General features: G+C 72.1%; 12 protein-coding genes and 1 riboswitch. Of the genes, 4 read left to right on the forward strand and 8 right to left on the reverse strand.

Features of this window, described 5'->3' with window-relative positions; all coding sequences use genetic code 11:
* The first annotated feature begins 55 nt into the window (after positions 1-55).
* A complete protein-coding gene (locus OG410_RS12685) occupies positions 56-1,261 on the forward strand; it encodes a glycosyltransferase family 87 protein (protein WP_329299223.1) in 1,206 nt (401 codons plus the stop codon).
* Here OG410_RS12685 and OG410_RS12690 read toward each other — a convergent pair.
* A complete protein-coding gene (locus tag OG410_RS12690; protein WP_329299224.1) occupies positions 1,222-2,550 on the reverse strand; it encodes an MATE family efflux transporter in 1,329 nt (442 codons plus the stop codon). The genes OG410_RS12685 and OG410_RS12690 overlap by 40 nt on opposite strands.
* Before the next feature lie 134 nt (positions 2,551-2,684).
* On the opposite strand from OG410_RS12690, the gene OG410_RS12695 reads away from it, so the two are divergent.
* Positions 2,685-3,209: a PadR family transcriptional regulator gene (locus OG410_RS12695; RefSeq protein WP_329299225.1), complete on the forward strand. Its 525-nt coding sequence runs from the start codon at positions 2,685-2,687 to the stop codon at positions 3,207-3,209.
* Positions 3,210-3,222: 13 nt separating this feature from the next.
* Here the strand turns inward: OG410_RS12695 and OG410_RS12700 are convergent, their stop codons facing one another.
* The 5 genes from OG410_RS12700 to OG410_RS12720 all read right to left on the reverse strand — a co-directional run bounded on the left by OG410_RS12700 (position 3,223) and on the right by OG410_RS12720 (position 8,964).
* On the reverse strand, positions 3,223-4,419 hold the full coding sequence (locus OG410_RS12700) for a hypothetical protein (RefSeq protein WP_329299226.1): 1,197 nt from the start codon (positions 4,417-4,419) through the stop codon (positions 3,223-3,225).
* A gap of 79 nt (positions 4,420-4,498) precedes the next feature.
* Positions 4,499-5,521 carry a C40 family peptidase gene (locus OG410_RS12705; protein WP_329299227.1) on the reverse strand — a complete coding sequence of 341 codons (1,023 nt, stop codon included), beginning with the start codon at positions 5,519-5,521 and terminating at the stop codon, positions 4,499-4,501.
* A 240-nt stretch (positions 5,522-5,761) separates the two neighbouring features.
* Positions 5,762-6,796 (reverse strand): C40 family peptidase, encoded by a 1,035-nt coding sequence (locus tag OG410_RS12710; protein ID WP_329299228.1) that lies wholly within the window; start codon positions 6,794-6,796, stop codon positions 5,762-5,764.
* Between the two features lie 543 nt (positions 6,797-7,339).
* Positions 7,340-8,689 (reverse strand): NYN domain-containing protein, encoded by a 1,350-nt coding sequence (locus OG410_RS12715; RefSeq protein WP_329299229.1) that lies wholly within the window; start codon positions 8,687-8,689, stop codon positions 7,340-7,342.
* 35 nt (positions 8,690-8,724) lie between these two features.
* Positions 8,725-8,964, reverse strand: a complete 240-nt coding sequence (locus tag OG410_RS12720) for a hypothetical protein (RefSeq protein WP_261706939.1) — start codon at positions 8,962-8,964, stop codon at positions 8,725-8,727.
* 152 nt (positions 8,965-9,116) lie between these two features.
* On the opposite strand from OG410_RS12720, the gene OG410_RS12725 reads away from it, so the two are divergent.
* Together OG410_RS12725 and OG410_RS12730 are read left to right on the forward strand one after the other, a co-directional pair.
* Positions 9,117-9,872 (forward strand): rhomboid family intramembrane serine protease, encoded by a 756-nt coding sequence (locus tag OG410_RS12725; RefSeq protein ID WP_329299230.1) that lies wholly within the window; start codon positions 9,117-9,119, stop codon positions 9,870-9,872.
* Between the two features lie 42 nt (positions 9,873-9,914).
* A complete protein-coding gene (locus OG410_RS12730; protein WP_037624013.1) occupies positions 9,915-10,196 on the forward strand; it encodes an Lrp/AsnC family transcriptional regulator in 282 nt (93 codons plus the stop codon).
* Positions 10,197-10,235: 39 nt separating this feature from the next.
* On the opposite strand, the gene OG410_RS12735 is transcribed toward OG410_RS12730, so the two are convergent.
* Entirely contained in the window at positions 10,236-11,597 is a 1,362-nt protein-coding gene (locus OG410_RS12735) for an aminotransferase class V-fold PLP-dependent enzyme (RefSeq protein WP_329299231.1), read from the reverse strand.
* 193 nt (positions 11,598-11,790) lie between these two features.
* Positions 11,791-11,907, reverse strand: a riboswitch (SAM riboswitch).
* An 85-nt stretch (positions 11,908-11,992) separates the two neighbouring features.
* The gene (gene trpD / locus OG410_RS12740) at positions 11,993-13,057 is read right to left on the reverse strand and encodes an anthranilate phosphoribosyltransferase (RefSeq protein ID WP_329299232.1); all 1,065 of its coding nucleotides are present in this window, start codon (positions 13,055-13,057) and stop codon (positions 11,993-11,995) included.
* Between the last annotated feature and the right edge of the window lie 147 nt (positions 13,058-13,204).

The following is a 13,204-nucleotide window of genomic DNA, read 5'->3' on the forward strand; positions in this document are numbered from 1 at the left end:
CGATGAGAGCCAGGTGGGCATGACCGGGGCACGGAGCGCGAGGTTCCCCTTCGCCATGACCGCACTGCTGGCGATCTGGGGTCTGACCAGGCTGGCGCTGCTGCTCTTCGTGGCCAAGGTGTACGTCTTCCCCGGCCCGGACGTCACCAGCGACGTCTCCGTGATCTACCACGGCTGGTACGAGGTCCTCCAGGACGGCCGGTTCCCGCTGCACGACGTCACCTGGCAGTACCCGCCGGCCGCCTCCCTCGCGATCCTCTCGCCCGCCCTGCTGCCCTTCCTCGACTATGCGCACGCCTTCTTCGTGCTGGCCTTCGTCGCCGACCTGCTGGTGTTCGGGCTGCTCCTGTACGCGGGCTCGCGCTCCGGCAAGAGCGTGCGCGGTGCCTGGGTGTGGATGATCGGGGTTCCGCTGCTCGGTCCGACCGTGTACGCCCGCTACGACGTGATGGTGACGGCCGTCGCGGTCGCCGCGCTCCTCGCCGGCTCCCGCCACCCCCGGGTGATGGGGGCGCTCACGGGCTTCGGCGCGATGGTGAAGGTCTGGCCGGTCCTGCTGCTGCTCGGCGCCGTGCGCCGGCGGTCCTGGGCCTGGACGGCGGGGACGGCGACCGGGATCGCGGCGGTGTTCTTCGCGACGATGCCGGGCGCGTTCGCCTTCCTGACCTTCCAGCGCGACCGCGGCACCGAGGTGGAGTCGCTCGGCTCCCTCGTCTTCCACGTGGCCAGGCACCACGGCTGGAACGGGCGGGTGCTGCTCAACTACGGCTCGGTGGAGTTCGTCGGCCCTTACGTCGACGCGGTGAGCACGGCGGCCCTGGTCCTGACCGGGTTCGCCTTCGGCTGGCTGCTGCTGTGGCGGCTGTGCGCCAAGCGGTTCCTGTCGCACACGCTCGCCGACGCGGCGTTCGTCGCCGTCCTGATGTTCACCGCGACCAGCCGGGTCATCAGCCCGCAGTATCTGGTGTGGCTCGTCGGGATCGCCGCGGTCTGCCTGTGCTTCCGTGCGAGCCGGATGGTGCTGCCCGCCTTCCTGGTGCTGGTCGCGTGCTTCGTGACGGTCCTGGAGTTCCCGACCTGGTTCGGCGACGTCGTCGACAGCACGGACCTCGGCATCACCCTCCTGGTGCTGCGCAACGGCCTGCTGGTGGCCGCCTCGGTGCTGGCCGCCCGGGAGCTGTGGCGCTCCACGGTCTCCCGGCCGGCGCCCGATCTCCCCGCTCAGGCCGCCCGCGCCAAGGAGACGCTGGCGTCCTCCTGACGCCCGGTCCGCGCGGCCCGCCGGGCCCACAGCCACAGGGCCGCGCACTGCACCGCCATGGACAGCGCGAGGGCCAGACAGATGCCCGGCAGCCCCAGTCCGGACAGGGCGAGGGCCAGGGGCAGCTGGACCGCCGTGCCGGTCAGCGTCACCCGCAGCAGCACCGGCGCTCCCCCGCTGCCCTCGAAGACCCCGCCGAGGGCGATGAAACAGGCCATCAGCAGCAGGTAAGGGCCGACACAGCGCAGGAACAGCACGCCGTCGTGGGCGACCTCGGGGCCGGCGCCGAAGGCCCGCATGATCCAGGGAGCCAGGGCCCCGAGCAGTCCCGCGGCGAGCAGGCCTGCGGTCCCCGAGACGAGGACGGCCTGCCGTCCGATGGCGCCACGCTCGTCACGGCCCGCGCCCCGGCTGTGCGCGGTGTGGATCGAGGCGGCCTGCCGGACCGAGTAGAACGCCATGGTGGCGACGTACATGACCTTGTAGGCGATCGCGTAGGCGGCCACCGCCGTCGTCCCGAGCCTGGCCACGATCGCGACCAGGATCAGGGCGCCGCCCTGCCGCACGGTGAAGTCGGCGGACATGGGCAGCCCGGTGGTGAGGCACCGGCGCAGGGCCGCGCCGGTGCCCTCGGCCAGCGTCGCACGGGCCGCCTTCGACAGCAGGGTGTCGCGGCGCAGGGCGCGCAGGCCCGCGACGAGGGCCACCGAGCGGCACAGCACGGTCGAGAGGGCGGCGCCCCGGACGCCGTACGCGTGGATGAACAGCGGGTCGAGGACGAGGATCAGGCCGTTGGCCAGCAGGGCGAGGCGCATCGGGGTGCGGGTGTCGCCGGTGCCCTTGAGGATGCCGTCGACGAGGTTCTGCGCGAAGAAGACGGCGATGCCGGGCAGGGAGACGGCGAAGTACTGGACGGCGAGGGTCAGCGCGCGTCCGTCGCCGCCGAGGACCAGCCGGGCCAGCGGCTCGCGCAGCAGGAAGCCGCCCAGGGCGATCACCGGTGTGACGGCGGCGCACAGCGCCCAGCCTCCGCGGACGGCCGCCCGGACCGCTCCCGGGTCGCGGGCGCCCCGGGCGTGCGCGACCAGGACGGTGGTGCCGGAGGCGAAGACCAGGGCGACGCCGAGCAGCACGTTCTCGGTGTTCGTCGCGACGGCGACGGCGGCCACGGCGTCACGGCCGAGCCGGGAGACCCAGACGGTGTTGATGATTCCGGCGACGACGGAGGCGAGCAGCGAGAGGTAGACGGGGTGGGCGAGCGCTATGAGCTGCCTGCGGTGCGCGTTCACGAAGGCTCCCTCGATACGAGCTACCTCGTTTAGAGGTAGCTCGATAAGAGGTACCATGGACGGGTGAACCCTTCAACCACCCGGACTCGCCGGCCTCGCGGGGCGTCGGCGCCCACGAAGGAAGGGCCGGCCTGATGCTGGAGCTGTCGATCCTGGGCTTCCTGTACGAGGAGCCGCTGCACGGCTATGAGCTGAAGGAGCGCATCAAGGCCCTCACCGGCCATGTCCGGCCGGTCAGCGACGGCGCCCTCTACCCGGCGATCACCCGCCTGGTCGCCGCGGGCCTGCTCGACCAGCACACCGAGCCCGGCAGCGGCGCGGCCCCGCGGCGCATCCTGTCGCTCACCGACAAGGGCCGCGAGGACCTCCTGGAGCGGCTGCGACACCCCAAGCAGGCCGAGATCACCGACCACGTCCGCTTCAACACCCTGCTGGCCTTCCTGCGCCACCTGGGCGACCCCCGCGAGCAGGCCGCGGTGCTGCGGCGCCGCCAGGAGTTCCTGGAGGCCCCGACGAGCTTCTTCTACGAGGGCGGCCGGCCTGTGCGCGCGGAGGAAGCCGACGACCTGTTCCGCCAGGGCATGCTGCGGGTGGCGCGGGCGACCGGCGAGGCGGAGCGGACCTGGCTCGCGGAGGCCGTTCACCGGCTGGAGGGGTGAACGGCTCCACGCGTCAGCCGAGCTGGTCCCCGAGGTACTGACGCCACAGCTCGGCGAACCGCTCCGGCGTCGTGTGCAGCACGTCCCGCAGCGCGCCCTCGACCGCCCCCTCGCGCTTCCCGTGGTCGCCCACCGCGCGGTAGAAGTCGTTCAGCCGGACCTCGCCCCAGTGGTCCGCGATCAGCCGGCAGGCCATCCAGCCGCCCTCGTACGCCCGTGCCAGCGCGCTCGCGTCCGCGGTGAACCCGAAGTCCTTGTCGTCGGGCAGCGCGGCCGGGACGCTCCCCTCGGCCACCGCGCGCTGGAGTTCCGGCGCGACCTGCCCGGGCATCCGCCCGCTGCCCCGGTAGCCGGTCCAGTCCGCGTACCCCTCGGAGAGCCACAGCGGGGTGGCGGCCGTGGTGTGGGCGCGGGTGGCCACGTGCGTGGTCTCGTGGGTGAGCACGACCTGCTTGCCGAGGCCGCCGAGAACGCCGTACGCGTCCGGGTTGACGATGATCCGGTCCGCGGGCGCCTTCGCCGAAGGTCCCGCCTCCCCGGTGGTGACCGCGGCGATCCCCCGGTACCCGGACGCCGGAGCCCCGAGCAGCCCCGCCATCCCCTCGAGCGACTTCGGTACGAGGACCACGACGTGCCGCGACCAGTCCGCGCCCCAGGCGTCCGACACGGCCGGCACGGCACGGTCCGCGAGACCCGCGAAGGCCCGCAGCCGCTCGCCGGACTGCCCGACCCCCAGGACGAGGCTGTGCTCACCCCGTACGGCCGTCACGGCCCCCTCGTCCCACAGCTGGTCGCCGCCCTTGCCCGACGGCTTGTCGGAGGTGACGCGCCAGGTCCCGTCGGCGCGGGTCAGTGCGAGGGTCCGGTCCACCTTGACCGGCGCGGTGTCGTAGCCCGCGATGCGGTAGCGCAGTTCGGCGCGGGCGGTGGCGCTGTCGCCGGAGCGGCTGAGACCGGCCAGCCGGTAGGACCAGCCCGCCAGCGGTACGTCACGCAGGTTCGCGAGGCCGGTTCCGGCGCCGGCCGCCGCGCCGGTGGCCCGGAACGCCGCGTCGTCCCGGTCCAGGACCGCGGCCGCCCGCCGGTCGAGAACGCGCTGCACGTCGGCCGCCGCGGTGTCCGGCGCCGTCCGGCCGCCGCAGCCGACGAGCCCGGCGAGCAGCAGCACCACGGAGAGCCCCGCTCGCGACGCGCACCTTCGACCAGCCATTCTCCCGATCGTACGGTGCCCGCACCCGCCCGCCGGAACGCCCGCCCCGCCCGCCCCCCTAGGGCCTGTCCGCGCCCCGTCAGACCCGGGTGACGGACGAGATCGGCATCATCCCGACCGGGTCGTAGCGCACCGGGGCGCCCGGATAGGGCGCGTGGATCACCTGGCCGTTGCCCACGTACATCCCGACGTGGCCGGCGTCCGACCGGTAGGTGACCAGGTCACCGGGCCGCGCCTGGGAGAGCGGGATCTGCTGCCCGGCGAACCGCTGGGCCTGCGAGGTACGCGGCAGACCGACTCCGGCGTGCGCGTAGGACCACTGCATGAGACCCGAACAGTCGAAGCCGCCGGGCCCGTTGGCGCCCCACACGTAGGGGCGGCCGAGTGCCGAGCGGGCCGCGGCGACGGCGACGGCCGCGCGTGACGAGGAGGCGACCGGGCCGCCGAGGCCGGGCACGTCGGTACGCAGCGAGCGCGACGCCCGGTCGTAGGCGGCGCGGTCGGCGTACGGCAGCGAGTCGAGCAACTGTCGGGCCTTGGCCAGTTTGCCCTCGATGACCCGCTTGCTCCGGGCGACCGTCGTGCGGCTGCGCGCCAGTTCGGCGAGTTTCCCGTCCGCCTCCTCACGCTCCTGGGAGAGACCGCGCAAGGCGAGTCGGAGTTCCCTGAGTTCGCCGGCTCGGCGGGTGCTCATCCGGTCGAGCGCGGAGGCCTTGTCGAGGTAGTCGTCCGGGTCGGCCGAGAAGAGCAGCGCGAGGGAGGGGTCGACGCCGCCCGAGCGGTACTGCGCCCCGGCGAGCGAACCCAGCGCGTCCCGCATGGTGTTGACACGGTCCTGCTGCCGGGCGATCTCGTCCTGCGCCGTGCCGATCTGCTCACGCAGCCGGTCACCGCGTTCGTCGGCCTTGTTGTACGCCTCGGTGGCCTTCTCCGCCTGGGCGTACAGGCGGTCCACCTCGGCCCGGGTGTCGCCCCGCGGCGCCGCGGAGGCGGGCAGGGTGCCGAGCGCGGCGGCCGCCGCGGACATCACGCAGGCCGCGACACCGAAGGCGCCGGCGCCCCGGTCGAAGCCGGTCGGTGCAAGGCGGCGATGAAACCCCACGAGTTGCCGCACTCCCTTCCGCTGACGGTCCCCTCCGCCGGGGGAACGCGGCAGACAGTAACCGTGCGACCACGCGGTAGCCAAAGCCCTCCGCGGGCACACACAGTGACGCCCCGCCGGAGACGCAGGTCACCGACGGGGCGTGGGGTCAGCGCGAGTTGTCGCAATTCGCCCGTTTGGGCGGCGCGACAGGAGGGCGCTCCGGGCGACGGGCTTCACATCCCCGTCCGCCCGTGCGGATCAGATCCGGACGCCGAACTGGAAGGGCATGTTGCCGATCGACTCGTAGCGGACGACCGTGCCGGTGCGCGGGGCGTGCAGCACCTGGCCGTTGCCCGCGTAGAGACCGACGTGGTGCTGGTCGCCGTAGAAGATGACCAGGTCGCCGACCTGTAGATCACTCTGCGAGTAGATGCGGGTGCCCGCGTTGGCCTGGGCCTGCGAGGTGCGGGGTATGCCCACGTCGGCCTGGGCGTAGGCCCAGGAGGTGAGGCCCGAGCAGTCGAACGAGCTGGGGCCGGAGGCACCGTAGACGTACGGCGAGCCGATCCTGGTCTTGGCAGCGGCGAACGCGGCGGCGGCACGGCCCGAGGCGGCCGGGGTGTCGCCGAGGTCGACGCGCTCGCTGGCGCGGGTGGCCCGCTCCTGCTCCTCGGAGGCCAGCGCCGCCTTCTCCTGCGCCGTCAGCGTGTTCAGGAGCTTCTGCGCGGAGCCCAGCTTGTTCTGGACTTCCTTCTTCTTCTTGGCGAGCTCGGCCCGGGTGTCGGCGAGGTCCTTGAGCTTCGCGGAGGCCTCGGCACGCTGCTGGGCGAGCGAACGCTGCTTCTCCTGGACCTTCTTGAGCGACTCGACCTGCTGGGCGCTCAGCTGGTCCATGGCCGAGGCCTTGTCCAGGAAGTCGTCCGGGTCGGAGGAGAGGAAGAGCGCTACGGAGGGGTCGATGCCACCGGTGCGGTACTGCGCGCTGGCCATCGAACCGAGGCCCTCGCGCAGTTCGTTGAGCTCTTCCTGGCCGCGGGCGACGTTGTCCTGGAGAGCGCCGATCTGCTTCTGCAGCTTCTGCTGCTTCTCCTTGGCGCCGTCGAGCTTCTCAGTGGCCTGCTCGGCCTCTTCGTAGAGCTTGTCGACCTTGGTCTTGACCTCGTCCTTGTTGGGCTTCTCGGACGGCGCCGCGTTGGCGGCATTCGCGCTGAGGACAACAGCGGCAGCGGCGGCGGTGGTGAGCACGGTCACACGGGCGCGGCTCGGCTGCTTGGGTCGACGGTGGGACGCCACGAAGGCGAGCTCCTTCTTCCTCCAGCCGCCTGCCGAAAACGCCGACGGGCGGTACCCCTCCACCGTCACTCCTCATGAGTGATCACCCTAGTTGGAGGTTCAGGCCATGACCCTAGTGACCTACTTGTGATCAGTTCAAATCCAAACCTGAAAATTCTTTGTCACGGAGCGCATTCTTTGCCATCAACTCACCAGCAGTGATGTCCGCTTGACACTACGTCGCGTGAACATCCGGCGAATTGGGGCATCAGGCCCAGACGTTACGCATGGTGCGTACGCGACTCACGCGACTTAGGGCACCGATCGCCGCGCGCGTGAAACCCGGGCCCCGGAGAGCGAGATGAGGCTCCGGAGCATGCGCGGAAGAGCCCGCGGAACATGACGAACAGGAGGAAACGCACGGAAGGATCTATGCCGGAGGAAAAGCGCGAAACGGGTGGGCGAGGGGATCGCGAAAGGAACCCGAGGGGATCGCAAGGGGATCGTGACGTGAGGGGATCGCGAGGAGAGGGCGTGCGACGGGGACGTGCCCGCGGGAGTCGCTCAGCCGCGCGAGAAGCGCTTGAGGAGCACCACGGACGCCACCGGCCGGGCGCCCGCCTTGGCGATCCCGTCCGCCACCTCGCGGTCGGTCGAGACCACGATGACCGGCCGGCCGGGCGGCTCGGCCCGAACGAGCTGACGGATCAGCTCGTCGGCCGTGACGCCGGGCTTGGAGAACAGCACCCGCACCCCGCGCGGAGGCGCGAGCAGCACCGGCGCGGCCAGTTCGGCCCCGTCGAAGACACAGGTGACCTCGGCGCCGGTCTGCGCGGCCAGTTGCGAGAGCTGTCCGAGCAGCCGCAGCCGCTGCTTCTCCAGCGGCATCTGGGGATAGCCGGTCTTGGTGACGTTGTAGCCGTCGACGACCAGATGCGCCTGGGGCAGCGCGAGCAACTGGTCCAGGATCGCCGGGTCGTTCTCGGACAGAGCGCGGGCGGCGATGTCCTTCGGGGTCATCCGTCCCGGCTCGACCGCCTCGACCGTCTCCGCGGGCCGCACCGAGACGGGAGGCAACGCCAGTTCCCGGCGCAGCCCCTGGGCCGCCTCCAGCACGGTGTCGAGCAGCAGCCGCACCCGCATGTCCTCGACGCTGCGCCCCTCCCGGGCCGCCTTGCGGGTGGCCTCCAGGGCCGCCTCGGCCTCCGAGAGACGCGCCTTGAGCCGCCGCGTCTCGCTCTCGGCCGCGGACACCTGGGTCTGGCTCTCCGCCTTCGCCCCGTCCGTCTCGGCCTGGAGCTTGCGCAGGGCCGCCTCACCGCGCTTGACGTCACTGAGGGCCCCGCGCAGCTTGCGGTGAAGCGATTCCGCTTCCTTGCGGGCCGCTTCCAGTTCCGCGCGCAGCCGTTCGGTCTCGGCACGCGTCTGCCCGCGGGCCTCCGCGAGTTCCGCGCGCAGCCGGTCCAGTTCGGCGCGGCTCTCCTCGCCGGCGCGCTCGGCGTCCGCGCGCAGGGCCTCCTCGCCCGCGGCGGTCACCAGCTTCACCCAGCCGACGGGACGCACGACATAGGCCGCGGCCGCCACGTCCAGCGGATCCGCGGCCGGGGGCGGCGCGCCCGAGTCGAGGGCGCCGGCAAGCTCCGGCTGGGCCTCTCTGAGCTTCTCGGCGATGCGCTGTCTGAACAGCGGGTCCGTCTCCAGCGCCGAGGCCATCGCGTTGCCGGCGAACTTGGCACGGCGATTCGGGGCGAACCGGGCGTACTGCCGCAACTGTGTGGGCAGTTCGGACACCGTCAGCCCGCCGAAGCCGTCCGAGACGATCTGTACGACGCGTCGGCGCACGCCGTCCGGCAGCGGACGGTCGAGCACCTCGGCGGTGCCGTCGTCCGGCTCCCCACCCGTGGTCTCCACCATCCGTTCACCCCAATATCCGTGCGGGGCCCGCTCCCTCAGGAGCCGGCGCCCGGCCTGTCCACGAGTTCGACCTGATCCACCGCGTTGCACCAACGGCACCGCACCGACTCGATGGTCTCACTGACCACCTCGCGCTCCTCGACCTTGGGCTCACCGGCCAGGTCCAGGTGCACATACTCGACGACCTTCGACGAACGGGTCACGTCGAAACGCGTGAGGTTGCCGCAGAGGGCACAGCGCCACCGGGTCTTGGCGTCGGGCAGGGGAACTGTCATAGGGCAGCCGCTTTCCTTCTCGTGTCCGTCCGGCGCCGGTTTCCCGGTGCTATGGCTCGTAACCCTACGGCCTGGCGGGTACTCGACGCTCGGCCGTCCGCGGCGGCGAGGCGGTCCGTGTGCATCGGTGCGGTTACGTCATGCTCTGCACCATGATCGGCAATTGGATTGCGACGGTCGGCAGGGCGCTGCGGGGCCGGCCGGCGCCGGTGACGTACGCGCTGATCGTCCTGTGCTGTCTGATCTTCGTGATCGGTCCCGCCTCGGGTCTGGATCCCGCGTACGGCACCGGGGACGAGCTGCTGGTCGCGCAGCGGGCCTATTTCCGCCGCTGGGGCGTGGTGCCGACGGCCCTGTTCGGCGGGGCACCCGGCGAGGCGCTCACCCCCGCGACCGCCCTGTTCATCCACGGAAGCTGGCTCCATCTCCTGGGCAACATGCTCTTCTTCTACGTCTTCGGGCTCATGACCGAGGAGCGCATGGGCCATCTGGAGTTCGCCCTCTTCTACCTGGGCTGCGGCTATCTGGCCCTGCTCGGCTACGCCGCCGCCAACGCGACCTCGCAGCAGTCCCTGGTCGGCGCTTCCGGGGCGATCTCCGCGGTGCTCGGCGCGTTCCTGTACCTGTTCCCCAGGGCCCGGGTGACCAGTCTCTTCCCGTTCCTGTTCTTCCTGCCGCTGCGGTTCCCCGCCTGGGTGGTGCTGCCGTTCTGGTTCACGCTCCAGTGGCTGGCGGCCGGCCGCAGCTCCCCGGGCCCCGGAGTCGCCTATCTGGCCCACCTCGTGGGCTTCTCCCTGGGTTTCGTCTACGCGTGGGCGCGGTTCCGGCCCCGAAGGCCGCTCGCGCCCGTTCGGGGGGTGCTGCCGGGGCCCCCGGTGGAGCGGCCGGGCCAGGTGGACCGCGAGTAGGGTGAGATCCCCAGCAGCGGCCCCCTAGGGAGAGAACCAGCCGTGATCACCGCGATCGTCCTCATCAAGACCAGCGTGGACCGGATCCCCGAGATCGCCGAGTCGATCGCGTCCCTGGAGAGCGTCAGCGAGGTCTTCTCCGTCACGGGTACCTACGACCTGATCGCCATGGTCCGGGTCCAGGCCCACGACGACCTGGCCGACGTCATCCCCGGCAAGATCAGCAAGATCCCGGGCGTCGAGGCGACGGACACGCACGTGGCGTTCCGTACGTACTCCCAGCACGACCTGGAGGCGGCGTTCGCGATCGGTCTCGACTCCTGACCGACGCGGCACCGCCTCCGGGCGAAGCCGCCGCGGGCGTCAGACCGCGGGGACGCAGCGGCCGTCCTCGGTGCGGTACTGCCAGCGCGCGCCGTCCCTGACGAGCTCGCGCACCGCGCGGACGAAGCGCTCGACGTGCTCGTCGGGGGTACCGGCGCCGAAGCTGACGCGGATGGCGTTGAGGGACTTCTCCCCGGGCGCCGCCTCGGGGGCTCCGCACTCCCCCTGGGTCTCCGGGGCACTGCCGAGCAGCGTGCGGACGAGCGGGTGGGCGCAGAAGAGGCCGTCGCGGACGCCGATGCCGTACTCGGCGGAGAGCGCGGCCGCGAAGTGCGAGCTGTTCCAGCCCTCGACGACGAAGGAGATGACGCCGACCCGCGGGGCGTCGTCACCGAAGAGGGAGAGGACCCGGACCTCGGGGACCTCGGCGAGGCCCGCGCGGACGGTGCGGATCAGGTGCCGCTCACGGGCGAGAAGGCTGTCGAAGCCCTCCTCGGTGAGCGCCTTGCAGGCCGAGGCGATCGCGTAGGCCCCGATGACGTTCGGCGAGCCGGCCTCGTGCCGGGCGGCGCTGTCGTGCCACTCCACGTCCACGCCGCCGTCCGCGCGCCGGGTGACCTTGCGGCTGGCGCCGCCGCCCGCGAGGTACGGGTCGGCCTCGCGCAGCCAGTCGGAGCGGCCCGCGAGGACACCGGAGCCGAACGGCGCGTACAGCTTGTGCCCGGAGAACGCGACCCAGTCGACGTCGAGGTCCTGGACCGACACCGGGTGGTGCGGGGCGAGCTGCGCGGCGTCGAGGACGATGCGGGCGCCGTGGGCGTGCGCGGCGGCGGCCAGCTCCCGCACCGGCCACAGCTCCCCGGTGACGTTCGAGGCGCCGGTGACGCAGACCAGGGCCGGTCCGTAGGGGTCACGGGCGGCGAGGGCGTGCTCCAGGGTGTCGACGGCCTCGCCCGGGGTGCGCGGGGCATTCAGGTACGTCACCCGGGCGTCGCGCCAGGGCAGCAGCGAGGCGTGGTGCTCGGTCTCGAAGACGAAGACCTGGCAGTCGGCCGGGAGCGCGGCGGCGAGCAGGTTGAGCGAGTCGGTGGTGGAGCGGGTGAAGACCACCTGGTCACCGGCGCGGCAGTCGAGGAACTCCTCGACGGTCCTGCGGGCGTTCTCGAAGAGGTCGGTGGAGAGCTGCGAGAGGTAGCCGGCGCCCCGGTGGACGCTGCCGTAGTAGGGCGCGTACGCGGCCACGTCGTCCCACACCCGCTGGAGGGCGGGCGCGCTGGCGGCGTAGTCGAGGGCCGCGTAGGTCACCTCGCCGCCGGTGACGAGCGGGACGGTCACATCCCGGCCCAGAACGGCCAGAGGGGCACAAACGGACTGGTCGGCGGCAACGGTGGAGACAGACATGGCGAGCTCCTGTGAGAGGCAGGCGGGATCACCGCGCGAGCCGGCCGCCCGGAGGCAGGGCTGGGCTCGGCGCGGGAAAAGGTGAAAAGGGTGTGCGGAGGCGGGGCTCTACGCCCTATCGCATTCGCTTGCTCACAGAAGGCTCCCTCGAACGACCAGGACCCCTGGTTGCATCCGCCCGACGGGCGGGAGGGGTCCGCGCTTGCCGTAGGCCTCGCTGCCTACGACCTGGTCTTCACCCGGGGCACCCCGCCACGGACGGAGGGTTGCCGGACAGTCGGCCGGGGCCTGATGACTGTCACTCATGACCTGATACAGCATCTTGCCAGAGGATCTTCCACGCGCAAGGCGCAGTCCGGATTCTGGACTGCGCCTCGCTCCGTGTCACCGGTGGATCAGGCGTTGCTGGCGGCCACCCAGCGCTCCAGGGTGCGCTTCGCGGAGCCGGAGTCGATCGACTCGGCCGCTTTCGCCATTCCGGCGCGGAGCTGGTCCGCGAGCGGCGCGCCGGTCGGCGACAGGGCCACCAGGGCGGCCGCCGAGTTCAGCAGGACCGCGTCCCGTACGGGCCCCTGCTCGCCGTCCAGGACGCGCCGGGCGACCTCGGCGTTGTACGAGGCGTCGGCGCCGCGCAGGGCCTCCACCGGGACGATGTCGAGCCCGACGTCGCGGGGGTCGAAGCGCTCCTCGGTGACCTTGCCGTCGCGGACCACCCAGACGTGGGAGCCCGCGGTGGTGGTCAGCTCGTCGAGGCCGTCGTCGCCGCGGAAGACGAGCGAGGAGTTGCCGCGCTCGGCGAACACGCCCGCCACGATCGGCGCCATCCGGGGATCGGCGACGCCGACCGCCTGGGCCTTCACGCGCGCCGGGTTGGTCAACGGACCGAGCACGTTGAAGGTGGTCCGGATGCCCAACTGACCGCGGGCCGCCGCCACATGACGCAGCGCCGGGTGGAACTTGACCGCGAAGCAGAAGGTGATCCCGGCCTCCTCGGCCACCTGGGCGACCCGGCTCACCGGCAGTTGGAGATTGACGCCGAGCTTCTCCAGGACGTCCGACGCCCCGGACGCGGAGGACGCGGCCCGGTTGCCGTGCTTGACGACCTTGGCGCCGGTGCCGGCCACCACGATCGAGGACATCGTGGAGATGTTGACGGTCTTCGCGCCGTCGCCGCCCGTTCCGACGATGTCGACGGTGTGTCCGGGCACCTCGATGACATTGGCGTGCTCGTACATCGCCCGGACGAGTCCGGTGATCTCCTGGACGGTCTCGCCCTTGGCCCGCAGGGCCACCACGAACCCGGCGATCTGCGCGTCGGTCGCCTCGCCGCGCATGATGCGGTCCATCGCCCAGGCCGTGTCGTCCGCGCTCTGGTCGCGGCCTTCGAGCAGGCCGTTCAGTACCGCGGGCCAGGAACGGCCCGCCGCGGTGTCGCCTCCAGCGGGGTTCACAGCGCTCATGGTCGCTCCTGGGTTCGTGGGTCACGCGGTCGCGGGTGACACGGGTCGTGGGTGACGCGGGGTGGATCGCCCCGCAGCACCGGGTGAGTCCACCCTATCCAGCCCGGGGGACGGCAAAGAGCCCCGTCCATGTCATGGACGGGGCTC

Origin of the sequence: Streptomyces sp. NBC_00659, from assembly GCF_036226925.1 — a bacterium.
In the GTDB taxonomy this organism is placed as follows: domain Bacteria; phylum Actinomycetota; class Actinomycetes; order Streptomycetales; family Streptomycetaceae; genus Streptomyces.